This is a genomic window from Streptosporangium canum, from assembly GCF_900113865.1.
Taxonomy (GTDB): Bacteria; Actinomycetota; Actinomycetes; order Streptosporangiales; family Streptosporangiaceae; genus Streptosporangium; species Streptosporangium canum.
The window spans coordinates 78,212-102,539 of record NZ_FOQY01000020.1; the positions used below are offsets into that span (position 1 = coordinate 78,212).

A 24,328-nucleotide genomic window follows, 5' to 3' on the forward strand; every position below is an offset into this window, starting at 1 on the left:
GCCAGTGCGGCGATCAGAGGTCACACCACATGGCGAGAGAAAGATGAGTGCGATGCGACGGCAGAGGCTTCCGATAGCGGTGTCTGCCTTCGGCGTCTGCGTCACGCTTCTGATGAGCCCGCCGCAGGCTGCCTGGGGGCTGGCACCCGCCCCGCGTGCCGAGCTGGGCGGCGTGAAGGACGTGCAGGCCTTCGTCGAGCACCGGACGGCCGCTCCCGGCTCACCGGAGAACCCTCCCGGCCCGAAGGACGTCTCTTCCCCTCCGGTCGTTCTCCCGGCGGAGGACGCCGCCGGCGCCGGCACCGCATCGCCGGACGCCCACGCCTCGCCAAGTGCCTCCGAAAGCGCCTCCGCCTCGCCGGACTCCCCCGCGCCCGTGGGCGCCGCCTCGGCCTCGCCGGACGGTGACGCCCCCGAGAACGCCCCCACCCCGCCCAGGCCGGCCGGCGCCTCCGGTCCGGAGAGCGCCCGCCCCCTGGAAGCCGATCCGACACCGTCGGAGGGCACACCGGAGGGCCCGTCGAAGGGCACGTCGGGGGAGACATTGGAGGACATGTTGGGGGACGTGGCGCGGGCGCCGGCTCAGCCATCTCCTTCCACCGCCGAAGCGGCAGGCTCCGGGAAGGACGCGGGCCACGCGGCGGTGGGCACCGGCGACGGCGACAAGAGGAGGGCCTCGTCCGCCCGGACCCGTGCCCTCCGCGCCGCCTGTCCGCCCACCTCCGTCATCTGCCTGGAGAACAGCCTGCCCGGCAACCCGCCCAGCGAATGGGACGTGCCGGGAGCGGGCGACAGCAACATCCAGGGATACGGGACCAGCATGAGCGTCAACCACGGGGAGGTCATCCAGTTCAAGGTTGCCACCGACTCGACCGACTACCGGGTGGACATCTACCGCATCGGCTACTACGGCGGGATGGGCGCGCGGTTCATCGCGACGGTCAACCCCTCCGCCTCCCTGCCCCAGACGCAGCCGGACTGCCTGACCGACCTGGTGACCCAGCTGGTCGACTGCGGGAACTGGGCGGTGTCCGCCTCCTGGACGGTGCCGGCCAGTGCCGTCTCCGGTGTGTACGTCGCCAACCTGATCCGCCAGGACGGGACGGCCGGCGTCAGCCAGATGATCTTCGTGGTCCGTGACGACGACCGCGGCTCGGATCTCCTCGTCCAGACCTCCGACGCCACCTGGCAGGCCTACAACACCTACGGCGGAACCAGCCTGTACCGCGGCCTCGGCGCAGCGGGCCGCGCCTTCAAAGTGAGCTACAACCGCCCGTTCACCACCCGTGTCAGCACGTGTTGCACCGGCTCGGTGGAGAGCTGGTTCTTCAACTCCGAGTATCCGATGGTCAGATGGATCGAGGCCAACGGATACGACGTGAGCTACACCACGAACATCGACACCGTCGCACGGCCCGCGGAACTGCTCGAACACAAGATGTTCATGTCCTCCGGCCATGACGAGTACTGGTCGGACGAGATGCGGACGAACGTCCAGAACGCGCTGAGCGGTGGCGTCAACCTCACCTTCTTCTCCGGGAACCAGCTGTTCTGGAAGACCAGGTGGGAGAGCAGCACCGACGGGTCGCTCACTCCTCTGCGGACACTTGTCTGCTACAAGGAGACGCTGGCCAACGCCAAGATCGATCCGAGTCCGCAGTGGACCGGCTCGTGGCGCGACCCGCGTTTCTCCCCGCCGTCGAACGGCGGCAGGCCCGAGAACGCCGTGAGCGGACCGTGGTTCAGGGTCAACGGCGTCGCCAACAACGCGATAACCGTCCCCGCCGAGTTCGGCAACCTGCGGCTGTGGCGCAACACGTCCATCGCCACCCTTCAACCCGGTCAGATCGCGACGTTCCCCACGGGAACACTCGGATACGAGTGGGACGAGGCACCCGACAACGCTTTCACGCCCGCGGGAATGGTGAACTTGTCCAGGACGATCCAGAGCGTTCCGGCTTACCTGCTCGACTTCGGCAGCACATACGGACCCAGGATCGCGACGCACAACCTGACCCTCTACAGAGCCCCGAGCGGCGCCCTCGTCTTCGGCGCGGGGACCACGCAGTGGGCATGGGGACTCGACGCCGTCCATGATCGGCCGGGAACGCCCACGGATATCCGGATGCAGCAGGCGACGGTCAACCTCTTCGCCGACATGCAGGCCCAGCCGGCCAGCCTCCAGGCGGGTCTGGTTCCGGCGACCATGTCGACGGACACCGCCCCTCCGACGTCGACGATCTCCAATCCGCCGGACGGCTCGTCCCTGTCGGCAAGAGTGTCCGTCACGCTTCAAGGAACGGCGGCCGACACCGGCGGCGGCGTCGTCGCGGGCGTCGAGGTCTCGGTCGACAACGGCACCAACTGGCACGCGGCGGTGGGGCTCACCGACTGGCAGTACCGCTGGACGCCCAGCGCGGCCGGAACCGCGACGATCCTGGTCCGGGCGGTCGACGACATCGGTAACATCCAGCCGACGCCGATGGCCGTCACCGTCACCGTCAACGCGTGCCCCTGCACCATGTGGCCGGCGACCACCCTGCCCGCCGTCGCCTCGCACAACGATCCCAACTCGGTCGAGGCCGGGGTGAAATTCCGGTCCGCGAGTCCGGGCTTCATCACGGGGGTCAGGTTCTACAAGGGACCGCAGAACACCGGGACGCACGTCGGCAATCTCTGGACCTCCGGCGGGCAGCTCCTGGCGAGAGCGACGTTCACCAACGAAACGGATAGCGGCTGGCAGCAGGTGAACTTCTCCGCTCCCGTCGCGATCAACTCCAACACCACTTATGTCGCCTCGTACTACACGACCACGGGCTTCTACTCGATAACGAGGCCGTACTTCACGACACCGCACACGGGCCCTCCGCTCACCGCGCTCGCCGACGGCGCCGACGGCGGCAACGGCGTCTACGCCTACGGCGCCACCAGCACCTTCCCCACCAGCACCTACCAGGCCACCAACTACTGGGTCGACATCGTGTTCGAGCCGTCGAACACCCTGTGGGACGACTCGACGCTTCCCGCCGTCGCCTCCACCAACGACGCCAAGGCGATCACAGTGGGCGTGAAGTTCACGGCGTCCACGACCGGCACCGTCAACGGCATCCGGTTCTACAAGGGAGCGCAGAACACCGGAACCCACACCGGGAGCCTGTGGACGAGCAGCGGACAGCTCCTGGCGACGGCGACCTTCACCAACGAGAGCAGCACCGGCTGGCAGCGGGTCGACTTCTCCGTGCCCGTCCCGGTCGACGCCAACACCACCTACATCGCCTCCTACCACACGACCTCGGGCTTCTACTCGACGACGAAGCAGTACTTCACGAGCGGCTACACGAACGGCCCGCTCACCGCACTCGCCGACCTCGAACAGGGCGGCAACGGCGTCTACATCTACGGCGCCACCAGCACCTTCCCCACCAGCACCTACCAGAGCACCAACTACTGGGTCGACGTCGTGTTCACTCCGTCGAACAGTCTGTGGGACGACACGGCGCTCCCGGCCAACCCGTCGCATCAGGACCCACAGGCGGTCACGCTGGGCGTGAAGTTCACCTCGAGCTCGGCCGGCACCATCAGAGGCATCCGGTTCTACAAGGGAGCGCAGAACACCGGAACCCACACCGGGAGCCTGTGGACGAGCAGCGGACAGCTCCTGGCGACGGCGACCTTCACCAACGAGACCGCTTCCGGCTGGCAGGAGGTGACCTTCCCCACACCCGTCCCGATCAGCGCCAACACCACCTATGTCGCCTCCTACCACACGACCTCGGGCTTCTACTCGACAACGAGACCGTACTTCCTGTCCCCGTACACGAGCATCCCGCTCACCGCGCTCGCCAACGGCGACCAGGGCGGAAACGGCGTCTACACCTACGGCGCCACCAGCACCTTCCCCACCAGCACCTACCAGGCCACCAACTACTGGGTCGACGTGCTGCTCGACTTCCTTTGACACGAGTTCCCTCAACACGGGGGGCGCCGCGTGACGCGAGGTCGTGGCGCCCGCACTCGCAAAAACCTCGATGTGACGTCATGGTCGAAAGTCACGTCAGGCCGCATCAACGACTTTTGGAGGCCAGATGTGCGGGATAGCCGGAATGGCGTCGACGCTCTCCCCCGACCCTCGGCTCGTCCGCCGCATGTGCGACGTGATCGTGCACCGGGGCCCCGACGGTGACGGCTTCCACAGCGACGAGCACGCGGCGCTCGGCATGCGCCGGCTGGCGATCATCGATCTCGCCGGGGGCGACCAGCCCGTCTACAGCGAGGACGGCCGGGTCGTTGCCGTCTTCAACGGCGAGATCTACAACTTTCCCGAGCTGCGGCGGGACCTGGTCCGGCGAGGACACCGGCTGCGCTCCACCGGGGACTCCGAGTGCCTCGTCCATCTCTACGAGGAACACGGCGCCGACATGGTCCGGCGGCTCCGCGGGATGTTCGCCTTCGCCGTCTGGGACCGCGACCGGGAACGCCTGGTCCTGGCCCGGGACAGGGTGGGGAAGAAGCCGCTCTACTGGCGGGCCGACCAGACCTCGATCTGGTTCGGGTCGGAGCTGAAGTCCCTGGAGCAGGACCCCGGGATGAGCCGCGAGATCGACCCGGTCGCCCTGCACCATTACCTGACCTACCAGTACGTTCCCGCCCCCTGGTCGATCTACCAGGGGGTGCACAAGCTCCCTCCCGGACACATGCTCATCTGGGAGCGAGGGCAGATCACCGTGCGCCGCTACTGGGAGCTGGACCGCACCCCGCGGCCGGTGACGGACGTCCGGCTGGAGGAGGCGCGGCTGCGTGAACTGCTGCTGGAGGCGACCCGGATCCGCATGGTGAGCGAGCGGCCCCTCGGGGCGTTCCTGTCCGGGGGGATCGACTCCTCCGCGGTCGTGGCGGCCATGGCCATGCAGAGCGGCGAACGGGTGCGGACATTCTGCGTCGGCTTCGAGGACAGCCGCTACGACGAGCGTCACAAGGCGCGGATGGTGGCCGACCGGTACGGCACCGACCACCACGAGCTGGTGGTGACGGCCGACCTGCTCGACGTCCTGCCGCGTCTCGCGTGGCACTTCGACGAGCCGTTCGCCGACTCCTCGGCCATTCCCAGCTTCTACGTGGCCCAGCTGAGCCGGCGGCATGTCACCGTCGCGCTCAACGGCGACGGCGGAGACGAGTGTTTCGGAGGCTACCGGCGCTACGCCCTGATGGACCAGGCCCGGAGGATACCGGCCCTGCCGGCGGCCCTCGCGGCGGTGTCCGCCCGTATCGGCGCCGTTCTCACCGAGCGGAGCGAGGCCGGATCCCTGCCCCGGCACCTCGGCCGGCTGATGCGATTCGCCGCCGAGCGTCCGTCACGGCGCTACCCCAGCCTGGTGTCCTGTTTCACGCACGAACAGAAGGCCGGCGTCTACAGCGACGCGCTCCGCCACCGGCTCGCGGAGGTGGACAGCTACGGGCTGCTCGAGACCCTCTTCGAGGGGTCACGGGCCGGCACCGACCTCGGCCGCGTCCTGGATGTCGACACCCTCACCTACCTCCCCGGTGACCTGCTGGTGAAGGTCGACACCACCACGATGGCCAACTCGCTGGAAGCGCGCTCCCCGTTCCTGGACCACCATCTGATGGAGTGGGCGGCGGGCCTCCCCGGCGGATTGAACATCCGCGGCAACCAGACCAAGCTGCTGCTGAAACGGGCGGTCGCGCCCTGGCTGCCGGAGGAGCTGCTGCGCTACCGCAAGCAGGGTTTCGGCGTGCCGCTGGCGTCATGGCTCCGCGGCGAGCTGCGGGAGCTGGCCTTCGACGTGCTGACCGACGACACCGCCCGCGACAGGGGCCTGTTCAGGCCCCCGGCGATCCGCTCCCTGCTCCAGCGGCACATGGACGGCGCCGATCACGGCGGCCGGATCTGGGCGCTGCTGCAGTTGGAGCTCTGGTACCGGGCTCGCGCGTCCGCGAGCGGCGCCGTCGTGACGGAGGCCGGCTGTCCCGCGTCCCTGGCGTGAGGTCCCCGGCGTGAAACCGTCCCGCGGCCCCGGCGGGCGCGGGACGGCCTCAAGGGCCCCGGCCCGAGGCCCGGCCGCCACTACGGCCGGGCCTCCGGCGGCTTGCGGGCCTCGACCACGAACCCGCTGGCCGCCACTGCGGCGCTGGGGTGCCGCGCGAGCAGGACGTCCAGGAACTTGACCGGCGACAGCAGCCACATCAGGGGGATCAACCCCCGGTACAACCGCCTGCTGCCGAAGGAGAGCAGCAGGGCCAGCCATTCCTGGAGCGTCCAGAGCATGGCCGAGGTGGGCCCCGCGCCCACCCGCACGCTCAGCACGTCGAAACGGCCGAAGAGGGTCTTCATCCCCGCCTGGGTGTATCGCTGGTAGTCGTACGGCGAGGCGTGGAAGGGCTGCATGAAGGGCACGTAGCACAGCACCCGGCCGCCCGGCCTGAGCACCCGCCACATCTCCTCGACGTGGGCCTGCGGGTCCGGCACGTGTTCGAGCACGGCGACGCTGACGATGCCGGCCAGGGCCCCGTCGCCGATCGGCAGCGTCCGCAGGTCGCCCACGATGTCGACGTTGGCGTAGGTCCCCCCGTCCACGCAGAGCACCCGCGGGTCGTAACGGTTGGTGCCCGACCCGAGATCGGCGACGAGGTCGCGGTCGAGGTCGAAGCTCGCCAGGAAGGGGCGGATGAAGCGCCTCAGCAGGACCGGCGAGACCAGCTGGATCGCCAGCGGATACACCGGCCCGAAGCTGCGCTTGACGCGCTCCTTGATCCGGTTGAGCGGATCGTCGCGCAGCTCGGCGTCCGCGAAGCCGGCGAAACGCAGCTGGCCGCCCACCCGGTGCCCTCGGGTGCCGCAGAGCGCGCACGTGTAGGACCCGTCGAGCGAGACGCGGCAGGAGGGGCAGACCAGTACAGCCGCCGCCCGGTCGACCGGGCGGCCCGTCGCCTCCGCCGTCGTCATCGCGTGTTCTCCTTCAGCTTCTCCTTCAGCGGCCGCCACCATGCCTGGTTGTCCCGATACCAGCGCACGACCTGGGCGAGTCCCTCGTCGAAGTCCACCTGTGGCCGGTATCCGATCGAGCGGATCTTGCCGCTGTCGACGGCGTAGCGCCGATCGTGACCGAGTCTGTCCTCCGCGTGCGCGACCATCTCCCAGCCCACGCCGGAGGCGGCCAGCAGCCGTCCGGTCAGCTCCCGGTTGGTCAGCTCGACGCCGCCGCCGATGTTGTAGACCTCGCCGGCCGTCCCCTTGTCCAGCACGAGCTGGATGCCCCGGCAGTGGTCGTCGACGTGCAGCCACTCGCGCACGTTCTCACCGTCGCCGTACAGGGGCACGGGGAGCCCGTCGATCAGGTTGGTGACGAACAGCGGGACGACCTTCTCGGGATACTGGTACGGCCCGTAGTTGTTGGAGCAGCGGGTCACCCGCACGTCGAGCCCGTAGGTCCGGTGGTAGGCCCTGCACAGCAGGTCGGCCCCCGCCTTGGCCGCCGAGTACGGGGAGTTGGGAAGCAACGGCTCCTCCTCGGTCCAGGAGCCCTCGGCGATGGACCCGTACACCTCGTCCGTGGAGACCTGGACGACGGTGCGCACGTCGGCTTCGAGCGCCGCCTGCAGCAGCCGCTGCGTGCCGTACACGTTGGTGACGACGAAGTCCCCCGCGCCGGTTATCGACCGGTCGACGTGCGTCTCCGCCGCGAAGTTCACGATGGCGTCGTGGCCCGGCACCACCTCGGCGAGCAGCCGGGCGTCCGTGACGTCCCCCCGGACGAAGGTGTAGCGGGGGTGCCCGGCGACCGGGCGCAGATTCTCCGGGTTGCCGGCGTAGGTGAGCTTGTCCAGCACGGTCACGCGGGCGTCCTCGTAGCCTGGGTGACCGCCGGACAGCAGCGACCGCACGTAGTGCGAGCCGATGAACCCGGCACCGCCGGGGATCAGGATCCTCATGCCCTTACCTGGATCTTGCTGTGGTCTCCGACCATGAGCTGGTTCATGTTGGGCACCCCCACCGCGCGCGTGACCTCGACGTTCCGGCCGATCAGAGAGTATGTGAGCCCGGAGACCCCGGTGATGGCCGAATCTCCCAGAATGATGCTGTACTCCACCTCGGCGTTCTCCAGGAGGCAGCCCTCGCCGATCGAGGTGTAGGGGCCGACATACGAGCCGTTGATCTTGGTGTCGGCGCCGATGACCGCCGGGCCCCGGATCACCGAGTTCTCGACAACGGCCCCCGGCTCGACGACGACCCGGCCCGTTATCTCGGAGAACCCGTCCACGCTCCCCCGGACGGAGCGTTCGATCCCCTCCAGGACGATGCGGTTGCACTCCAGCATGTCCTGCAGGCGCCCGGTGTCCTTCCAGTAGCCGCCGACGAAGTGCGAGTGGACGCGGCGGCCGTTGTCGATGAGCCACGTGATCGCATCCGTGATCTCCAGTTCGCCGCGCGCGGAGGGCCTGATCGACCGGACCGCCTCGTGGATGGCCGGGGAGAAGGTGTACACACCCACGATCGCGAGATCACTGCGGGGATGCTCCGGCTTCTCCTCCAGCCCGACGATCTCGCCGTCCGGCCCGAGTTCGGCGACCCCGTAGAACTGCGGTTCGGCGACCTTGGTGAGCAGGATCTGGGCGTCGTAGTCGGCTTCGCGGAAGGCGTCCACCAGGTCGGTGATGCCGTCCACCAGGAAGTTGTCCCCCAGGTACATCACGAACGGCTCGTCGGCGAGGAACTGCCGGGCGATCAGGACGCAATGCGCCAGACCGAGGGGTTCCTCCTGAAGGATGTAGGTCACCTCCAGGCCGAATCTCGATCCGTCGCCCACCGCCTCCCGGATCTCGCGGGCCGTGTCGCCGACGATGATCCCCACGCTGGTGATGCCCGCGTCCCGGATCGCGTCGAGCCCGTAGTAGAGCACCGGCTTGTTGGCGATGGGGACCAGTTGCTTCGCCGATGTGTGAGTCAGCGGGCGCAACCTCGTCCCCTTGCCGCCCGCCAGAACGAGTGCCTTCACCGCTCTTTGAGCCTTTCCGCGAAGAACTCATGGCCGTAGCGGCCATCTGTCCGCCTGAATTTATGCGGAACCCGGATTAGTGGCCCTATGCCGTCTCCCGCTTTTACCGAAGAACGGGCGACAAGTTGCCGGGACTATAGCCTTCCACCATGGCGGAAGGTCCATGTCCGATGGACCAGGTAACTGAGCGGCGGACTCAGGACTATCATCACGCCCTGCGCCACCATAATCGGAAGACCCGCGAATTCCACTAAAATCGGGATCCCCGCGGCGGACGTCCCCAGGAAGCTCAGCCCGACCGCGTAGAACCGCGTGTAGCCCCTCAGCCACGAGTCTCCGGAGACCCGGAAGACCACCAGCCGGTACCAGGGGTAGACGATGGCCACGGTGACGCAATGGCTGACCACGACCAGGAAAAGGTAGGGCACCGAATCCCCGGCCGCCAGCAATCCCAGCCCTAGGAGAGCGCAATGGACCGCAGCCGTCATGGCGCTTCCCATCAGATATGTGATGCGATGACTCCCGAAAGCCGAGAGCAGGGCTCTCCACCCGAAATGTGAATTATCGCCACCGGCGCTTCGGCTCTCCACTTCAACCATGCGGCGGTGACTCCGGATCGTGGTCGTTGAAAATTCGGCCGGCAATACCGGGATCCTAGTCCGCCGCACGAAGAAATCGGGGGATCAATGTCAGTGTCGGTGGTTATTCCGTGTTATCGCTCGGCGGGGACCCTCCCCCCGCTGGTGGCCAGGCTCATCCCGGTCCTACGGGACCTCTCCGTACCGCACGAGGTGATCCTCGTCGTCGACGGGAGCCCCGATGACACCTGGGAGGTGGCCTCCGGCCTGGCCCGCGAGTTCGAGGCCGTCCGCGCGATCCGCCTGTCCCGCAACTACGGCCAGCACAACGCGCTGGTCGCCGGCATCAGGGACGCCAGGCTCGACGTGGTCGTCACGATGGACGACGACCTGCAGCACCCGCCCGAGCAGATCCCGCTGCTGCTGGCCACCCTGGAGGGTGACCGCCTCGACCTGGTGTACGGCATCGCGCACGACGAGGAGCACGGGGCCATCCGCAGCCTCGCCTCGCGATCGGTGAAGGCATGCATGGCCGGCGCCCTGGGAGTCCGCGGCGCCCGGACGCTCAGTGCCTTCCGCGCCTTCCGGACCCGCCTGCGGGACGGCTTCGAGGGGCTGTCCGGGCCGCACTTCTCCGTCGACGTGGCCCTTTCCTGGGCCACCACGCAAGTGGGTTCGGTCCGTGTGCACATGAACCAACGCCGCCACGGACGGTCCAACTACACCCCGCGCCTGCTGGTCCGGCACACGGCCAACATGTTCCTCGGCTACAGCACGGCCCCCCTCAGGGCGGCGAGTTACCTGGGTTTCCTCGCCGGGGTCTTCGGGCTGCTGCTGGGCGCGTCCGTCCTGTGGCGGTTCACCACGGGCGACACCACGGTGGCCGGCTTCACCACGATCGCCTCGATGGTGGCGCTCTTCTCGTCCGCGCAGCTGATCGCCGTCGGGGTGCTCGGGGAGTACATCGGCCGCATTCACGGCAGCGGGATGGGGCGGCCGGCCTACGTGGTCAGGGAGCGCGCCGGATCGTCCGGCGCCCCCGGTGCCGCCCGTACGGCGACCACCACCGTGCGCGCCGGCTCCGGACCGGATGACCGGTGAGCCGGCCGGCGGCAGGTAGCCGGCCGGTCACGCCACGTCCTCCGGCAGCTCGTAGACGGCGTAGTCGCCGGCGCGGAACCGCAGGCCCGCGAACTCCCCGATCCGGGAGGCCGGGCTGACATACCGCTCGTCGGCGAACAGCCAGCGCACGCCGTAGCGCGCGCGCAGCAGCCGGACAGCGGCCGCCGAGGACGCCTCGAAGACCTCGTCGTTCGCCCGGATCCGCTCCTCATCCCAGAACGGGAGGGTCTCCGCCTGCTCGCCGGGGTGCCAGCGGCTCATGTTGGTGGCGGTGTAGGCCCATCCCTCGACCAGCACGCGCCGCTCCGTCAGGGCCGCCGCCCAGAATCCGCGGCTGTCGCATGGACTGTCGGTTCCCCCCAGGCAGCGGACGTTCGTGGCGACCAGGTCGTCGGCGTCCGAGTGGTCGCGCAGCCACCGCCCGGCGGCCAGCGCGCCGTCGGAGACCACCGGGGCCGCCGCGGCGGGTTCCACCTCGGTGGCGCCGCCCGCCGGGGCATGAAGGGCGGCCGACAGCATGCGCGTGCACCAGGCGGCGGGGAAGCCGGCCGCCGCGACCATGGAGATCGCCAGGGCGCCGACGACGACGCGCCGCCGGTGGACGGCGGCGAGCACGCCCGCCGCCAGGAGCACGGAGACCGCCAGGACGATGTAGGGCCGGTACAGGACGGCGTCGGACTGGCCCGCTCCCAGCGGGACCTCGACACCGCAGAGCTCGCGGATCAGGCAGGCGACCGCCACCCCGGCGGCGCTCGCGTACGCGAGCGCGCGCGGCGGCAGCTGGGCCCGCCGTACGGCGACGGCGAGCCCGTAGGCCGCGACGATCACCAGGTAGGGGTAGGACGCGTCGAAGAAGTAGATCTGGCCCATGTGCGGATGCCCGAGGAAGAGGACCGCGCCGACGCCCACCGTGCCCATGCCGAGCATCAGGACCACCGCGGGCCGCATCAGCAGCCGGGGCCGGCTGAGCAGCCCGATGATCCCGCACCACTCTATGGCCCAGCTCAGCACGTAGAGCAGCGCGATGCCCAGCACCGAGACGAGCGACGGCTCGACGCGCTCCCCCAGTCCGGTCAGTCCTCCCCAGATTTTCCGGAAAAGAGAGAAGTCATCGATGACCATCCCCTGGTTCGCCTGCCGGAACAGCACGGTCTGCGCGCAGAGGAAGCAGGCCGCGGTGAGTCCCAGCGCGGCGAGCGCGGACCAGGGCGGCCGGCGGTGCCTGGCCAGCTCGACCGCGACGACCGTCCCCAGCCCGGCGAGCAGCAGGGGCAGGTAGGTGGCCTTGGCACCCGTCACCGCCACGAGGAAGATCCCCAGCAGGAGCCACCGTCCGGCGGGCGACCGGCGGCGCTCAAGCAGGTCGATCAGGAGCAGGACGGCCGGCGCGGCCAGGAGAGTCCCGAAGGTCTGGGTGGGGCTCAGCCACGAGATGGCGGCCCGCCAGGTGAAGATCCCGACGTTGATGCCCTGGTAGAGATTGGGGGCGGCGATGAAGACGGTCCCCAGGAGGGCCAGCAGGGCCACCACCCAGGAACCCGCCACCCGCCGGGCGATCGTCGCGAGAATGACGGCCAGGGCCGCCAGCATGGGGAGCATGCCCAGCCGGAACAGCAGCACGAGCGGCTCCACGCCGGTGACCCAGCTCGCCGCGGCCAGGTGGGCGTAGACGAACCAGTGGTAGAGCAGCGGCTCGCCGGCCACCATCGGTACGGTGGGCGGCATGTGGTGCTTCAGCTCGCCGATCAGCGCCAGGTGGAACGGCATGTCGACGTAGGAGGTGCCGAGGGCCGGCCAGGTGAGCAGGTTCTTCCGGAAGAAGTTGACAGCACTCCAGGCGATCAGGTAGCCGACGATCAGGGCCAGGGACCACGACCACCACCGGGGCGCGGCGGGCCGGGCCCCGCCTTGCCAGTGCCTGCGCAGCCGGGGAACCGCGGCGAAGACCGCATACGTGGCCACCGGCCAGACCAGCACCAGCAGCGGCAGCCCCGCCGCCCGCGCGGCGATGTAGGTCAGCACCTCCAGCGCGTACCCCAGCGCCAGCCCCAGCGCCAGCTCCTCGGCCAGGGTCCGCCTGCGGCGATACAGCACACGGACCAGCAACACACCCGGAAACGCCAGCCCCACCGCCACATAGATCCCGAAGAAGGCCATGTCCGACGGCGAGACACCGTAGAAACCCAGCACCGCCACGGCGAAGACCGCCACCGAGACCGCCGGCAGCCACCGCCACATCAGCAGGCGGCCCAGCCCCCGGCGCCACCCCGGACGCCCTCCCCCACCCGGGAGACCACCGGCCCGCGCCTGCCTCCCCCTCTCAGGGGGACCCTCCTGGAGGGAACCCGGCGAAGAACCTTGAAACTGCGGAGTCCTGGCCATATGCGCAAGTCTGCCGACACAACGATCTTCAGCCCGGCCGGACACCCGCGTTTTCCGATGTCCTTGCCGACCCTTCAGAAAGATCATGGGAGGGCCGTGCCCGGTCGTGCGGGAGCGCCGGCACCGGGACGCCGGTCGGGTCGGCGGGCCCCGCCGCGCGCAGCCGCGCGTGGCAGAGCGCGGCCGCGACCACCAGTCCGAGGATGCCCCAGCCGGGCCCCGGGAAAGCACCGGTGGTGTTGAACCACACCGCGACGCTGACGAGGATGGCGCGGGTGAGCGGATCGGCCGCGCGCATGATGAACCACAGCAACAGGACGAACAGTGCGATCCCCACGACGCCGAGGTAGGCCGTGATGTCCAGATAGACGTCGTGGAGGCCCTCGTAGGGTGTGAAGGCGAAGGCGCCCCGGTCGACGGTGCCCCACCCCGAGCCCACCAGCGGGTCGATCTTGGCGAACAGCTGCCCGAAGACCCCCGCCTGGGCCGCGTGGATGCTCATGGTGGTCGCCAGGTCCGGACGGACGACCGGGACAAACGTGACGGCGAGTATGCCGGCCAGGACGATCACGAGCGGGTTCACCCGCCTCATGCGCGTTCTCGCAAGCCAGCCGGACCGCGACACCCGGGTGAGCATGACAAGTCCGGCGATCAGGGCGACCGTCGCGGCGATCCCCTTGCTGCCGACGAGCCCTGCCAGCCCGGCCCCGATCAGGAGCAGCTTGACGGGCCTGTTCCGCTCCACGGCTCCGAGCATCACCACGACGGCCGAGACGAGCCCGATCTCGTTGGGGCCGCCGGGGAGCCCCGCCCACCGGCCGCCGAAGTCGCTGACCAGGGGGACCGTCGCGATCATCAGCACGCAGATCCAGCGCGCGTCCCGCCAGAGGTCCGCGCCGGGCCGCAGGTACAGGCCCACCGCGACCCCCGCGATCAGCGGCTCGACTACGCGGAGGAAGGCCACCGCTCCGGAGAACTCGCTCCGCGCCACGCCGAAGACGACGAGGACGGCGAGGACGGGGACGATGGGGATGAGCACGTGCCGCGTACCGGCCTTCGCCCGGATGAGGGCCGCCGCAGCGGTGAGGAGTAGGACGGCGTCTCCGGCGTTGACGTCCGCGCCTCCCACGGAGGTCAGCCTGGGCCACACCGCGGTCACGGTCAGGACGCAGAAGGCCATGACCCACACGATGAGCCGGGCCGGTGCGGCGAAGACGAACAGCGGGACGCCGACGAACAGCGCAGCCCAGGCGAGGACCTCCGTCTGGTCCCGCGCGACCATGGCGCCGAGCACGGCGGCCGATCCGGATGTCGCCGCGGCGAAGCAGAGGTTCCGCCAGCTCGTCGGGACCGTCCATCGGTGCGCGGTCACCGCCGCACCACCGGCCCGCGGATCACCGCGACCGCCTCGGCGGCCGTCAGCCGCGCCGAGATCACCTGGACCGGCCGTGAACGGCTCCCATCGAGCGCTGTCACGAGTCCCCCCTCCTCGGCTCCTGCTGCTTGATCAGCACTTCAGCGACTGTACATAGAGCAATGGCCATGTACTCTCTGTTTCCTTCGCGTGTCGCTACGGAAGAGACACTCAGGGCACGCCGGACAGGGGCATCACATACATGAATCCGGAATAATCGCCTTGAGCAATGGACCGGATATATGCCTCGACATCACCTATCACCTGACACCGGCCCATGCCGCCGGACCAGGCTCGCGCCGGCCGGATCAATGTCAGCGTAATGATCGCGCAATATCCCTGACAGCCGGAGTGCCGCGCCACTATGAGCATTTCTGATTGCGATGATGACGTCCGTGATCACGACAGATGCCGTGCACTCCCGCACTCGGCCGAAAATCGTCTACGCCATTCCCCACCTCTCGGCGGACGCGACGGAGCACTTCGCGCACCTTCCCGCCTTTCTTGAGGTTCTCGGGGAACGGACCGACCTGGTCGCGCTGGTCGAGCGGGGCACGCCTCCCGGGAAACTGCCGGGCGTGCGCATGGTCGTCTCCGCGGTGGGCCGCACCCGGCTCACCCGGCTGCTCAACTGCGTCCGCGCGATACGCGCGTGCCACCGGGCCGGCTACCGGACCTACTTCCTCCGCTACTCGCGCCTGCTGCTCATCGTGCTCGTGCTGACCTACCCGCTCTTCCGGCCCCGCATATTCCTCTGGCGGAGCGGCACGGCCGACCTGATCGAGCCGGGGCACAGCAAGACCGTCCGGCAACGGCTGGACGACGGGCTCAACTACGTCCTCGCGCGGTGTGTCCACGCCTTCGTCACGGGCCCGGAGACGATGGTCCCGATCATGCGCGGGCGGTGGCGGCTGCCCCCCGGCAGGATGCGCCTGCTGTACAACGACATCGACAGTGATCGCTTCACTCCCCCGGACCCCGTGCGGCGCTCCGAGGTCCGCCGCCGGCACGGGTGGAATGACGGTGACTTCGTCATCCTCTTCGTCCACCGGCTCTCCTTCCGGCGCGGGACACGGCTGCTGGCCCGGTTCCTCGACTCCGTCGACGCCGCGCTGCCGTGCCGGGTACGGCTGGTCGTGGTGGGAGACGGCCCCGACCGCCACTACCTCGACCGGATGGCCGCCGGACGCCCGAACATGCACGTCCTCGGCGCCGTCCCCAACGTCGACCTGCCCGATCTGTACGGCGCCGCGGACTGCTTCCTCATGCCGAGCTACGAGGAGGGCTTCCCCCGCGTGCTGCTGGAGGCGATGAGCTCGGCGCTGCCGATCGTGACGACCAGAGCGGGTGGCTCGGTGGACGTGGTGGGCCGGGACTACCCCTTCGTCTGTGCCGTCGGAGACCTCTCCGGCCTGGTCGCGGGGGTGGTCGAGCTCGCCGGCCTGCCCCGGGCCGAGCGCGACGCCCTCGGCGACCGGCTCCGGGACAGAGCCCGGGACAGGTTCTCCCCGCAGCGAGTCGCCCGGATGCTGGAGGACCTCCTGTGAAACCCGTCTCCGTCACCCTGGTCGGATCCAGCCCCTGGGGCCATGACCTGCACGCCGACGACATCAACCTCCGCCCGGCGCTGGCGCTGGCCGAGCGTCTCGGCGCCCCGTACAACGTGATCGTCCCCGCCGGGGCGGCCGCTCCCGGCTTCGTCGACCTCGATCCCGTACGCCTGTACCGCGTCCCGGACGGCTCGCGGCCGGCCTTCCTCCGGGAAGCGCGCCATATGATCGACCACGGCCTGCGCGCCCGCGGTGACGTCCTGATGTCGAGTGACCCGCTCGCCGCCGTCGCGGCGGAGCTGTCGCGCACCAGGCGGACCACCCCGCACATCGTGCAGATCCAGGGAGATGTGCTGGATCCGGGGCACGAGTACGGCGGGCCGCTCAAACGCGCGGCGCTCGCCGTGGTCTCGCGGACGGCCGTGCGCCGCGCCTCCGCCGTACGCGTGGTCCGTCAGGGCCTGCGGGAGCGGGCGCAGCGGCTGACGCGGCGCCCGGTCGTCCACGTGGCCAGCCGCGTGGACACCCGGATGTTCGCCCCCGCCCCGGCACCCTGCCTGAAGCCGGTCCACACCGTCATGGTCGGCAGCCTGCTCCCCCTCAAGAACCACGTGACCGTGCTGCGGGCCTGGCCCCACGTCCTGGAGGCCGTTCCCGACGCGCGGCTGGTCGTCCTCGGTGAGGGACCGGCCCGCTCCCGGCTGCTCGGACTGATACGCGCCCTCGGCGTCGAGCGCCATGTCGAGCTCCGCGGCACCGTACCGCAGGCAGAGGTCGTCTCGGTGCTCCAGCGCGCGCGGGTCTTCGCCCACCCTTCCTGGTCGGAAGGCCAGCCCCGGGCGGTGCTGGAGGCGATGGCCTGCGGCCTGCCGGTGCTCTGCTCCGACATACCGGCGCACCGGGAGATCGTCCGCCCCGAGGCCGGCCGGCTGCTGGCTCCGGCGCAGGCCCGTGACTGGGCGGAGGCGGTCACCACGCTGCTGACGGACACCGAGCGCGCCCGGCAGCTGGGGAACGGCGCGCGCCGCTATGTCAGCGAGCATCACGACTTCGAGCTCATGATCGACCGCTTCGCCGACTTCATCCAGGGCGTCGCCGCCGAAGATTCCCGCAGGAGGAGATGACATGAGGATCCTCCGTGTCGGATACCGGCTACCGCCCGAGCCCGGCGGCAAGGAACGCCACATCGAGCGCCTGACGCGGGAGCAGGTCCGCAGCGGACACCAGGTGGTCGTGGCCCACCGGCGGGGCGAGATGCCGCCGGGGGCCGAACGGCTCCCGCTGACCCCGTGCCTGCTCGGCCGGCTGGCCTCCGGGAGGTCCGACATGGTGGCCTTCGCCGCCGAGTGCGCGCGTGCGCTCCGGCGCGCGCGGCCGGTCGACCTCGTCCACCTGCACGGCGACCACCGCGAGGCGCTCGCCCTCGGGGCCGCCGTACGACGGCTCGGGATCCCCTTCGTGGTCACCGTCCACGGCGCCCTCACCGCGCGCCACCGGCGGGTCATGCCCTGGGCCTTCCGCCACGTCGACGGGTTCATCGCCCTGGGCGCCCGCCCGAGGGACGACCTGCTCGCCGCCGGGATACCGGCCCCGCGGATCCGCACGATGTCCAGCGGCCTGGACCTCTCCCACCTGGAGGAGTTCCGGGGACGGCACCCCGTCGAACCGGGGCTGGTCGTGAGCGTCGGCTCCCTGGTGAAGGTGAAGAACCACGCGCTCCTGATCGAGGCGTTCCACGCGCTGCGCGCGGTCCTGCCGGACGCCCGCCTCGTCATCGCGGGAGACGGGGCCGAACACGTCCGGCTCCGGTGGCTCGCGGGGACCGGCTCCGGGGTCGAGTTCGCCGGGCCTCTCTCCGCCGACCAGACCTACTCGCTGGTGAGCCGCGCCCAGGCTTTCGTGCTGGCCTCTCACCGGCTGCCTACCGTCGGGGAGGGGATACCCACCGCGGCCCTGGAGGCACTGGCCCTGGGCACCCCTGTCATCGTGTCGTCCGACGCCTCGCTGGGACCGGTCGTCGCCGACGACGCCTATCTCACCTTCCCCAGCGGATCCGCGCCGGAACTGGTGACGCTTCTACGCTCGGTCCTCCATGACGAGAGACTCCGGCTTCAGATGATCGAACGCGGCAGGCGGGCGGCGGCGGCACTCGACTGGCCGTTGGTGGTGGCGCGCGTCGAAGAATGGTACGGGGAGCTCATGAACGGTCGGAGACCACGACGTGCCGAGGCGGCGTCGTGAAGGGCCCGCACATCTGCGAAGTGATCAAAACCCTGGACGTGGGCGGCGCCGAGGTCCTGCTCGTCGAACGGCTGCTCGCCACGGCGCCGACGGGCAAGCGCTACACCGTCGTGTGCCAGCGGGCGTCCACCCACGAACTGGCGGAGCGACTGCGGTCGGCCGGCGTGAACGTGATCGACCTCGGAAAGGACCCACGCCCCTCCCGGCTCGTCCCGGTGATCAGGCGGCTGGCGCCCGACGTGCTCAACCTCCACTCCCCCCTTCCGGCGGCGCTGCTGCGGACCGCGTCCCGGTTCTGGAGACCCCGGCCCGTCCTGATCTCAACCGTGCACAACGTGCGTTACGGCACACCGACGATGCTGCTCGACCGGGCGACGGGGTGGCTGGACACCCGGACCGTCGCCGTCTCCCCCCAGGTCGCCCGCGCCTTCACGAGCTGGGGCGCTCGCACCCTGCACACCCGGATCCACGGGGTCAGCGTCGCGAGGCAGCGCCGCTGGGCCACCGAGGCGGCGCGGATCAGGCAGGAATGGGGTGTTCCCGAGCACGCCTTCCTCATCGCGCACGTCGCCAACTTCCGCCCGGAGAAGAATCACGGCCTGCTCGTCGCGGCCGCGGCCAAGGTGATCGCCAGGGACCCGCGTGCCCTGTTCCTGCTGTCCGGGTCGGGCCCGCTGCACGGCCAGGTGGCCAAGCGCGTCGCCGACCTGGGGCTGGACGGCCTGCGTTTCCTCGGGCACGTGCCGGACGCCGGGCGTCTGATCGCCGCCTCCGACCTTCTCGTGCTCAGCTCCTTCCACGAAGGACTGCCGGTCGTCGTCATGGAGGCCCTCGCCGCGGGCGTGCCGGTCGTGTCCACCGACGTCGGCGGGGTGTCCGATCTGGTCACCACCGGCCGGAACGGCCTTCTCACCGTGCCCGGGGACGCCGACGCCCTCGCCGAGGGCATCCTGCGGGCGATGCGCCCCGAGACCCACGCCTCCCTCCGGCGAGGAGCGGCCGGCAGCGCCGACCTCGTCGACGTCAAGCGGACCGCGGAGTGGTTCGACAGGCTGTACGACGAAGTCTGTCCCCGGTCATGACGGCTCTGCTCGAACGCGTGATCCACCACATGCGCTCGCCCGGCACACGGCATCTGCGGACGTTCACCTCGCTCACCGCCACCGGCCAGGGCGAGGCGGTCCTGTCCATGGTCAGCCTGGCCGTCCTGATCCGGCTGGCGGGGACCGAGCAGTCCGGTCAGGTCATCTTCGCCCAGGCCCTGTCGGGCGTCTGGTTCCTGCTGCTGGACCCCCGCCTGGAGGACGCCGCGCAACGGTTCGTCCCCATCGAGCAGCAGCGGAGCGGGCAGGGCTCGGCGCTGTTCACCCGGCTGCTGCGATGGGATGTGGCGATCGGCGCGGCGGCGGGCTGCCTCGGCCTGCTGGCGGTGCTGGCGGCGTGGCTGCTGGGCCTGGCCGGCAGCGGTCTCGCGCTCATGCTCGCCCTGGCGGCCGTCTCCGGCGGGGCCGCGGCGTCGACCGGCGCGGCGGGGGCGGCCTTCGCCCTGGCGGACCGCCTGCGCGACCTCGGGATCGTGCGCCTGCGGTGCGCGGTCCTGTCGTCGGCGCTGTCGCTGGGCGGCCTGTTCGCCGGCGGCCCGGCGGCCTACCTGGCCGGCCAGGCCGTGGGCGCCGTCGTGACGGCCGTGGTGCTCGGCAGGCTGTCCCTGCGGGCGGTCCTCACCCATGTCGGGCCGGCCGTGACCGGGGTCCGGCTGCCGGCCGGCCTCGTCGCCTTCACCGCGAAGGCGTCGGCGGGGACATCGGTGGCGGCGGCCTCCGAGTCGGGTGTCCTCGCGCTGGCGGGCGTGCTCGGAGATCCCGCCCTCGTGACCATTCTCAAGATCGCATCGGCGCCCAGCCGCCTCTACACGACCCTGATCAGCCCGGTCGCCTCGATGCTCTACCCCCGGCTGGCCCAGGCCGCCGCGACGGGGGACAGGGGGCTCATAAGGCGGGACGTGGTGCGCGCGACACTGCTGCTCGCCGCGGTGGGAACGGTCGCGCTCACCGTCGCGGCCCCGATCACCGATGACGTGCTCGGCCTGGTCTACGGCGCCCAGTACACCGGGGCCGGCGGTACGGCGGTGCTGCTGCTGGGCGTGGCGTGCGTGAAGGGCAGCATGTCGTGGTCGAAGGTGCTGCCCCTGGCGTTGGGGCGGCCGGGCTGGCGGCTCACCTACCTCGCCGCTGAGGGCGCCCTCCTGCTCGGCCTGCTGTCGGCCGCCTGCTGGACGGCCACGGGCGCCGTCCAGATCTCGCTCGCCTTCGGGTGGGGGTCGCTGGCCCTCGCCGTCGCCGGCTCGGGCTGCTGGGTCGTCCTGCTGCGGAGGCTGGCGGCCGCCGAAGAGTGAGCCCGCCGGCGCGCCGCCGCCCCTCCCCTCGCCCCGCGCCGCACACCGGCGGGTACGGCGCGCTGCGGACCGGGGGTTTCCGGGTACGGCGTCGCGCACTCCGGCCGTGACGTCATCGCACCCTTCCGTCCCGGATCGGAAAGACGTCATCCAGGAGCCGCACATATGTGTCCCCCAGGACGTCCCAGTCGACCTGGCCCGCCGCCGCCCGGGCTCTGGCCGACAGGCTCGCCCGCAGCGGCCCGTCGTCGAGCAGGCGCACCAGCGCCGCCGTGAAGTCGTCGGCCGAGTCCACCGTCAGCCCGCACTCCAACCGGCTGATCAGCTCGGTCGGGACCCCGCGGTATCCGACGACGGGCACGCCGCAGCCGACGGACTGGGCCACCTTGACCGACGAACGCTCGTGCGCGATCCGGCGGGGGTATATCCCGACGTCGAAGGTGGCCATGCAGGCGGGCACCTGCTCGGCCGGCACGTGCCCGACGAGCTCGACGTCCTGCCTGTGCTCAAGCTTGCGTCCGAGGGCTCTGCCGACGCCGCCGACGAGCCAGAGCCGTGCCCGCGGGCAGGCGGCCACCACCGCGGGCCACAGCTCGTCGATGAGGTGGTCCACGTTGTAGAGGGCGTCGGAGCCCCGGTCGGTCCCGGCCAGATGCCAGGCGGCGACGTAGCCCACCGTCAGCTCGCCCGGCCGCTTCCGCTCACGCATCTTCCGGGCGACGGCGGGATCGATCTCGAACGGGCGCAGCCCGTGGCCGACGACATGGATCGGGCAGGTGAGCCCGAGCTCCCGGTAGCGGGCGGCCGCCGCCTCGTTGGTGACCACCAGGGCGGCGACGTGCCTGCACGAGCGGAGCGCCGAGACCTCCCGCTCGGTGAAGAACGGATCGTCCATGTCGACCACGACCGGGAAACCGACGTAGGGAAGGTGCCTGGCGTTGGTGATGAACCCATACCGATAGGCCCGGGCGGCCATGCCGAACAGGGCGCGGCCGTGGAGGCCGATCGTGGAGTTCAGCGCGCGGAACTGGAGGCCGCGCAGGATGCGCCTGTCGGAACAGACCAGCAGCAGGTTGTCCACGCGGCCGAGATAGGGCAGCAAACTCTCATAGCGGGCATTGTTCACACTCTTGAACCAGATATTCGTATGGAATATCCGACTCTGCCCGACCTTTCCGTTTATCACGTCGGTCACACGGACCTGGTTGAAATTCACAGGCGACACGGTCCACCAACCGGCATGTCCTATCAAGGACGACACGCTGAATCGCCAAGACGACCCGTGGCTTACCAAGTGCCCCAAATAAGCTGACTCGATCATGAGCGGGTACGGAATATGGAAACATTTCGCCGCCACCGTGACGGCAGCGGTGAAGCGGGGCGAATCCCGCGCTAGCTTCTCCGACGTACCTGGCCCGGTGTCGAGGAGCCCACATGAAGCCAGACGGCCGTATTCGCATCATGGAGATCATCGCCCGGATGAATGTGGGCGGCCCCGCCACCCAGGTGATGGGACTGTCCGAGCGGCTGAACCCGGAAGAGTTCGATCACCGCCTCTACACAGGCCACGTCGACGCCGCAGAAGGCGACCACCTCGACCTGAAGGGGGCGGCGGTCCGCGTTCACCTGATCCCTGGCCTGGGCCGGTCGATCAGGCCTTCCAGCGACTACCTCGCCCTCGTCCGGCTGATGAGCGCGATGCGCGAGTTCCGGCCGCACATCGTCCACACCCGGACGGCGAAGGCCGGCGCGCTCGGACGCGTGGCGGCCCGCCTGTCCGGCGTCGGCTCGGCCCGCGTCCACGTCTTCCACGGGCATCTCCTCAACGGATACTTCTCGCGGCCCAAGCGCGCGCTCTACGTCCAGTCCGAGCGGGTCCTCGCCTCCATGGCCGACCGGCTGGTGACCGTCGGCTCCCAGGTCCGCGACGAGCTTCTCGGAGCAGGCATCGGCCGGCCCGAGCAGTACGTCGTGATCGCCCCCGGCGTGCGGCTCGGCCCGGTCCCCGACCGCGGGGCCGCCCGGGCCGCGCTGGGTCTGCCCCCCGACGCGCCCGTCGTGGCGTACGTGGGCCGGCTGACCCAGGTGAAGCGGCCCGACCGGTTCATCGCCACGGCCCGCGCCGTGCTGCGGCGGGTGCCCGACTGCCGCTTCGTCGTCTGCGGCGGGGGCGAGCTGCGCGAGCAGGTCGAGCGGGACGTCGGGCCGTTCCGGCACGCCTTCCACCTGCTCGGCTGGAGGAAGGACGTGGAGACGGTGTACTCCGCCGCCGACGTGATCCTGCTGACCTCCGACAACGAGGGCACGCCTCTCACGCTTATCGAGGCGGGGATGGCCGGCACCCCGGCCGTCTCCACGCGGGTCGGGAGTGTCGCCGAGATCGTCCGGGACGGGCAGACCGGCCTGCTAGCCGGCACCACCGCCGCCGAACTGGCCGAGCACGTCGTGAGGCTGCTGTCCGATCCCGCGCTCGCCCACCGGATGGGCGAGGAGGCCCGCCGGTGGACCAGTGCCTCGTTCACCGTGGAACGCCTCGTCGCGGACACCGAGGCCCTTTACCGATCACTGGGCACGGGGCACCGCGACCGCCTCGGCATGACAGGAATCATGGGAGGGATGAACAGGTGAGAGTCCTGGTGACCGGTGGAGCGGGGTTCATCGGCGCGAATCTGTGCCGCGCGCTCGCGGCCCGGCCCGAGGTCGAGAACATCACGGTGCTGGACGACCTGAGCAGCGGAGACCTCGCCAACCTCACAGAGGTCGGGGTGGACTTCGTGATGGGCAGCATCCTGGAGCGGGAGCTGCTGGCGGAGGTCGTGGCCGGCGCCACCCACGTCGTCCATCTTGCCGCGCGGCCCTCCGTGCCCCGGTCCCTGCACGACCCGCTGGCCTCGCACTCCGTCAACGCCACGGGCACCCTCCATCTTCTGGAGGCCTGCCGCGCGAACCGGCCGCATGTGATCCTCGCGTCGTCGTCCTCGGTGTACGGCGACTGCCGGGAGCAGCACAAGCACGAGGATCTCGCCACCCGGCCGCTCAGCCCGTACGGCGCCAGCAAGCTCGCGACCGAGGCCTACGGCCTGGCCTACGCGGAGAGCTTCGGCCTGCCGGTGCTGCCCTTCCGGTTCTTCAACGTCTACGGCCCCATGCAGGCCGCCGACCACGCCTACGCGGCCGTCATCCCGACGTTCGTGTCCGCGGCCCTGCAGGACAGGCCGGTGCCGATCCACGGCGACGGGAGCCAGGCACGTGATTTCACCTACGTGGGATCGGTGGTCGACGTCCTGACCGACGCGGCCGTCCGCCAGGTGACGAGCCGGAGCCCGGTGAACCTCGCGTTCGGGACCTGCGTCTCCCTGCTGACCTTGAAGGACGCCCTCGCCTCAGTTCTCGGCCGGCCAGTCGAGGCGACCTTCCTGCCGCCCCGGACGGGTGACATCCGCCAGTCACAGGCCTCTCCCCGCCTGCTCGCCGGCCTGTTCCCCGGCGTGCGCCCGGTGTCGCTGGACGACGGGCTCAGCATGACCGTCACCTGGTTCGAGAAGGCCGTGAGTCAAGACCCCGGCCACTGTGAGGGCTCAGCGCGGGTGCCTGACGCCACGCCCTCGTCATCCACAAGCACGTGCCACACATGA

General features: G+C 70.3%; 17 protein-coding genes. 10 read left to right on the plus strand and 7 right to left on the minus strand.

All coding sequences use genetic code 11. From position 1 onward, the window contains the following. Positions 1-52 precede the first annotated feature (52 nt). On the plus strand, positions 53-3,958 hold the full coding sequence (locus tag BM085_RS26390) for a DUF4082 domain-containing protein (protein ID WP_177245279.1): 3,906 nt from the start codon (positions 53-55) through the stop codon (positions 3,956-3,958). A gap of 127 nt (positions 3,959-4,085) precedes the next feature. After that, a complete protein-coding gene (asnB, locus tag BM085_RS26395; protein ID WP_093889609.1) occupies positions 4,086-6,002 on the plus strand; it encodes an asparagine synthase (glutamine-hydrolyzing) in 1,917 nt (638 codons plus the stop codon). Between the two features lie 80 nt (positions 6,003-6,082). On the opposite strand, the gene BM085_RS26400 is transcribed toward asnB, so the two are convergent. From BM085_RS26400 to BM085_RS26415, 4 genes are all read right to left on the minus strand, one after another. Then, positions 6,083-6,961, minus strand: a complete 879-nt coding sequence (locus tag BM085_RS26400; RefSeq protein ID WP_177245281.1) for a methyltransferase domain-containing protein — start codon at positions 6,959-6,961, stop codon at positions 6,083-6,085. Beyond that, positions 6,958-7,947 carry a dTDP-glucose 4,6-dehydratase gene (gene rfbB / locus BM085_RS26405; RefSeq protein ID WP_093889611.1) on the minus strand — a complete coding sequence of 330 codons (990 nt, stop codon included), beginning with the start codon at positions 7,945-7,947 and terminating at the stop codon, positions 6,958-6,960. Before rfbB ends, BM085_RS26400 begins: the two co-directional genes overlap by 4 nt. Next, positions 7,944-9,011 carry a glucose-1-phosphate thymidylyltransferase gene (locus tag BM085_RS26410; RefSeq protein ID WP_093889612.1) on the minus strand — a complete coding sequence of 356 codons (1,068 nt, stop codon included), beginning with the start codon at positions 9,009-9,011 and terminating at the stop codon, positions 7,944-7,946. Before BM085_RS26410 ends, rfbB begins: the two co-directional genes overlap by 4 nt. Before the next feature lie 134 nt (positions 9,012-9,145). Next, on the minus strand, positions 9,146-9,610 hold the full coding sequence (locus tag BM085_RS26415; RefSeq protein WP_093889613.1) for a GtrA family protein: 465 nt from the start codon (positions 9,608-9,610) through the stop codon (positions 9,146-9,148). Positions 9,611-9,697: 87 nt separating this feature from the next. Here BM085_RS26415 and BM085_RS26420 point away from each other — a divergent pair, with 87 nt between their 5' ends. Then, complete coding sequence (locus tag BM085_RS26420) at positions 9,698-10,690, plus strand: glycosyltransferase family 2 protein (protein ID WP_093889614.1); 993 nt, start codon at positions 9,698-9,700, stop codon at positions 10,688-10,690. 27 nt (positions 10,691-10,717) lie between these two features. On the opposite strand, the gene BM085_RS26425 is transcribed toward BM085_RS26420, so the two are convergent. Beyond that, complete coding sequence (locus tag BM085_RS26425) at positions 10,718-12,949, minus strand: hypothetical protein (protein WP_093889615.1); 2,232 nt, start codon at positions 12,947-12,949, stop codon at positions 10,718-10,720. Positions 12,950-13,121: 172 nt separating this feature from the next. Then, a complete protein-coding gene (locus BM085_RS26430) occupies positions 13,122-14,465 on the minus strand; it encodes an O-antigen ligase family protein (protein ID WP_093889616.1) in 1,344 nt (447 codons plus the stop codon). Between the two features lie 437 nt (positions 14,466-14,902). Here BM085_RS26430 and BM085_RS46905 point away from each other — a divergent pair, with 437 nt between their 5' ends. From BM085_RS46905 to BM085_RS26460, 5 genes are read left to right on the plus strand one after another with little or no spacing between them, the layout of a single operon-like run. After that, a complete protein-coding gene (locus tag BM085_RS46905; protein ID WP_177245283.1) occupies positions 14,903-16,054 on the plus strand; it encodes a glycosyltransferase family 4 protein in 1,152 nt (383 codons plus the stop codon). Next, complete coding sequence (locus BM085_RS43415) at positions 16,051-17,181, plus strand: glycosyltransferase family 4 protein (protein ID WP_177245284.1); 1,131 nt, start codon at positions 16,051-16,053, stop codon at positions 17,179-17,181. The genes BM085_RS46905 and BM085_RS43415 overlap by 4 nt, the downstream gene beginning before the upstream one ends. Before the next feature lies 1 nt (position 17,182). Continuing rightward, positions 17,183-18,298: a glycosyltransferase family 4 protein gene (locus BM085_RS26450; RefSeq protein WP_093889618.1), complete on the plus strand. Its 1,116-nt coding sequence runs from the start codon at positions 17,183-17,185 to the stop codon at positions 18,296-18,298. Between the two features lie 20 nt (positions 18,299-18,318). Continuing rightward, on the plus strand, positions 18,319-19,380 hold the full coding sequence (locus BM085_RS26455; RefSeq protein WP_177245285.1) for a glycosyltransferase: 1,062 nt from the start codon (positions 18,319-18,321) through the stop codon (positions 19,378-19,380). Continuing rightward, positions 19,377-20,693 (plus strand): lipopolysaccharide biosynthesis protein, encoded by a 1,317-nt coding sequence (locus tag BM085_RS26460; protein WP_093889620.1) that lies wholly within the window; start codon positions 19,377-19,379, stop codon positions 20,691-20,693. Before BM085_RS26455 ends, BM085_RS26460 begins: the two co-directional genes overlap by 4 nt. A 112-nt stretch (positions 20,694-20,805) precedes the next feature. Here the strand turns inward: BM085_RS26460 and BM085_RS26465 are convergent, their stop codons facing one another. Continuing rightward, complete coding sequence (locus BM085_RS26465) at positions 20,806-21,819, minus strand: glycosyltransferase (protein ID WP_143121078.1); 1,014 nt, start codon at positions 21,817-21,819, stop codon at positions 20,806-20,808. 308 nt (positions 21,820-22,127) lie between these two features. Here BM085_RS26465 and BM085_RS26470 point away from each other — a divergent pair, with 308 nt between their 5' ends. Next, on the plus strand, positions 22,128-23,321 hold the full coding sequence (locus BM085_RS26470; protein WP_093889622.1) for a glycosyltransferase: 1,194 nt from the start codon (positions 22,128-22,130) through the stop codon (positions 23,319-23,321). Further along, positions 23,318-24,328: an NAD-dependent epimerase/dehydratase family protein gene (locus BM085_RS26475; RefSeq protein ID WP_093889623.1), complete on the plus strand. Its 1,011-nt coding sequence runs from the start codon at positions 23,318-23,320 to the stop codon at positions 24,326-24,328. The genes BM085_RS26470 and BM085_RS26475 overlap by 4 nt, the downstream gene beginning before the upstream one ends.

What these genes read in the sequence shown, in the direction of transcription:
- BM085_RS26390 (WP_177245279.1), top strand. Translation starts at nt 53, where the DNA reads ATGCGACGGCAGAGGCTTCCGATAGCGGTGTCTGCCTTCGGCGTCTGC.
- asnB (WP_093889609.1), top strand. Translation starts at nt 4,086, where the DNA reads ATGTGCGGGATAGCCGGAATGGCGTCGACGCTCTCCCCCGACCCTCGG.
- BM085_RS26400 (WP_177245281.1), bottom strand. Translation starts at nt 6,961, where the DNA reads ATGACGACGGCGGAGGCGACGGGCCGCCCGGTCGACCGGGCGGCGGCT.
- rfbB (WP_093889611.1), bottom strand. Translation starts at nt 7,947, where the DNA reads ATGAGGATCCTGATCCCCGGCGGTGCCGGGTTCATCGGCTCGCACTAC.
- BM085_RS26415 (WP_093889613.1), bottom strand. Translation starts at nt 9,610, where the DNA reads ATGGTTGAAGTGGAGAGCCGAAGCGCCGGTGGCGATAATTCACATTTC.
- BM085_RS26420 (WP_093889614.1), top strand. Translation starts at nt 9,698, where the DNA reads ATGTCAGTGTCGGTGGTTATTCCGTGTTATCGCTCGGCGGGGACCCTC.
- BM085_RS26425 (WP_093889615.1), bottom strand. Translation starts at nt 12,949, where the DNA reads ATGTGGCGGTGGCTGCCGGCGGTCTCGGTGGCGGTCTTCGCCGTGGCG.
- BM085_RS26450 (WP_093889618.1), top strand. Translation starts at nt 17,183, where the DNA reads ATGAGGATCCTCCGTGTCGGATACCGGCTACCGCCCGAGCCCGGCGGC.
- BM085_RS26460 (WP_093889620.1), top strand. Translation starts at nt 19,377, where the DNA reads ATGACGGCTCTGCTCGAACGCGTGATCCACCACATGCGCTCGCCCGGC.
- BM085_RS26470 (WP_093889622.1), top strand. Translation starts at nt 22,128, where the DNA reads ATGAAGCCAGACGGCCGTATTCGCATCATGGAGATCATCGCCCGGATG.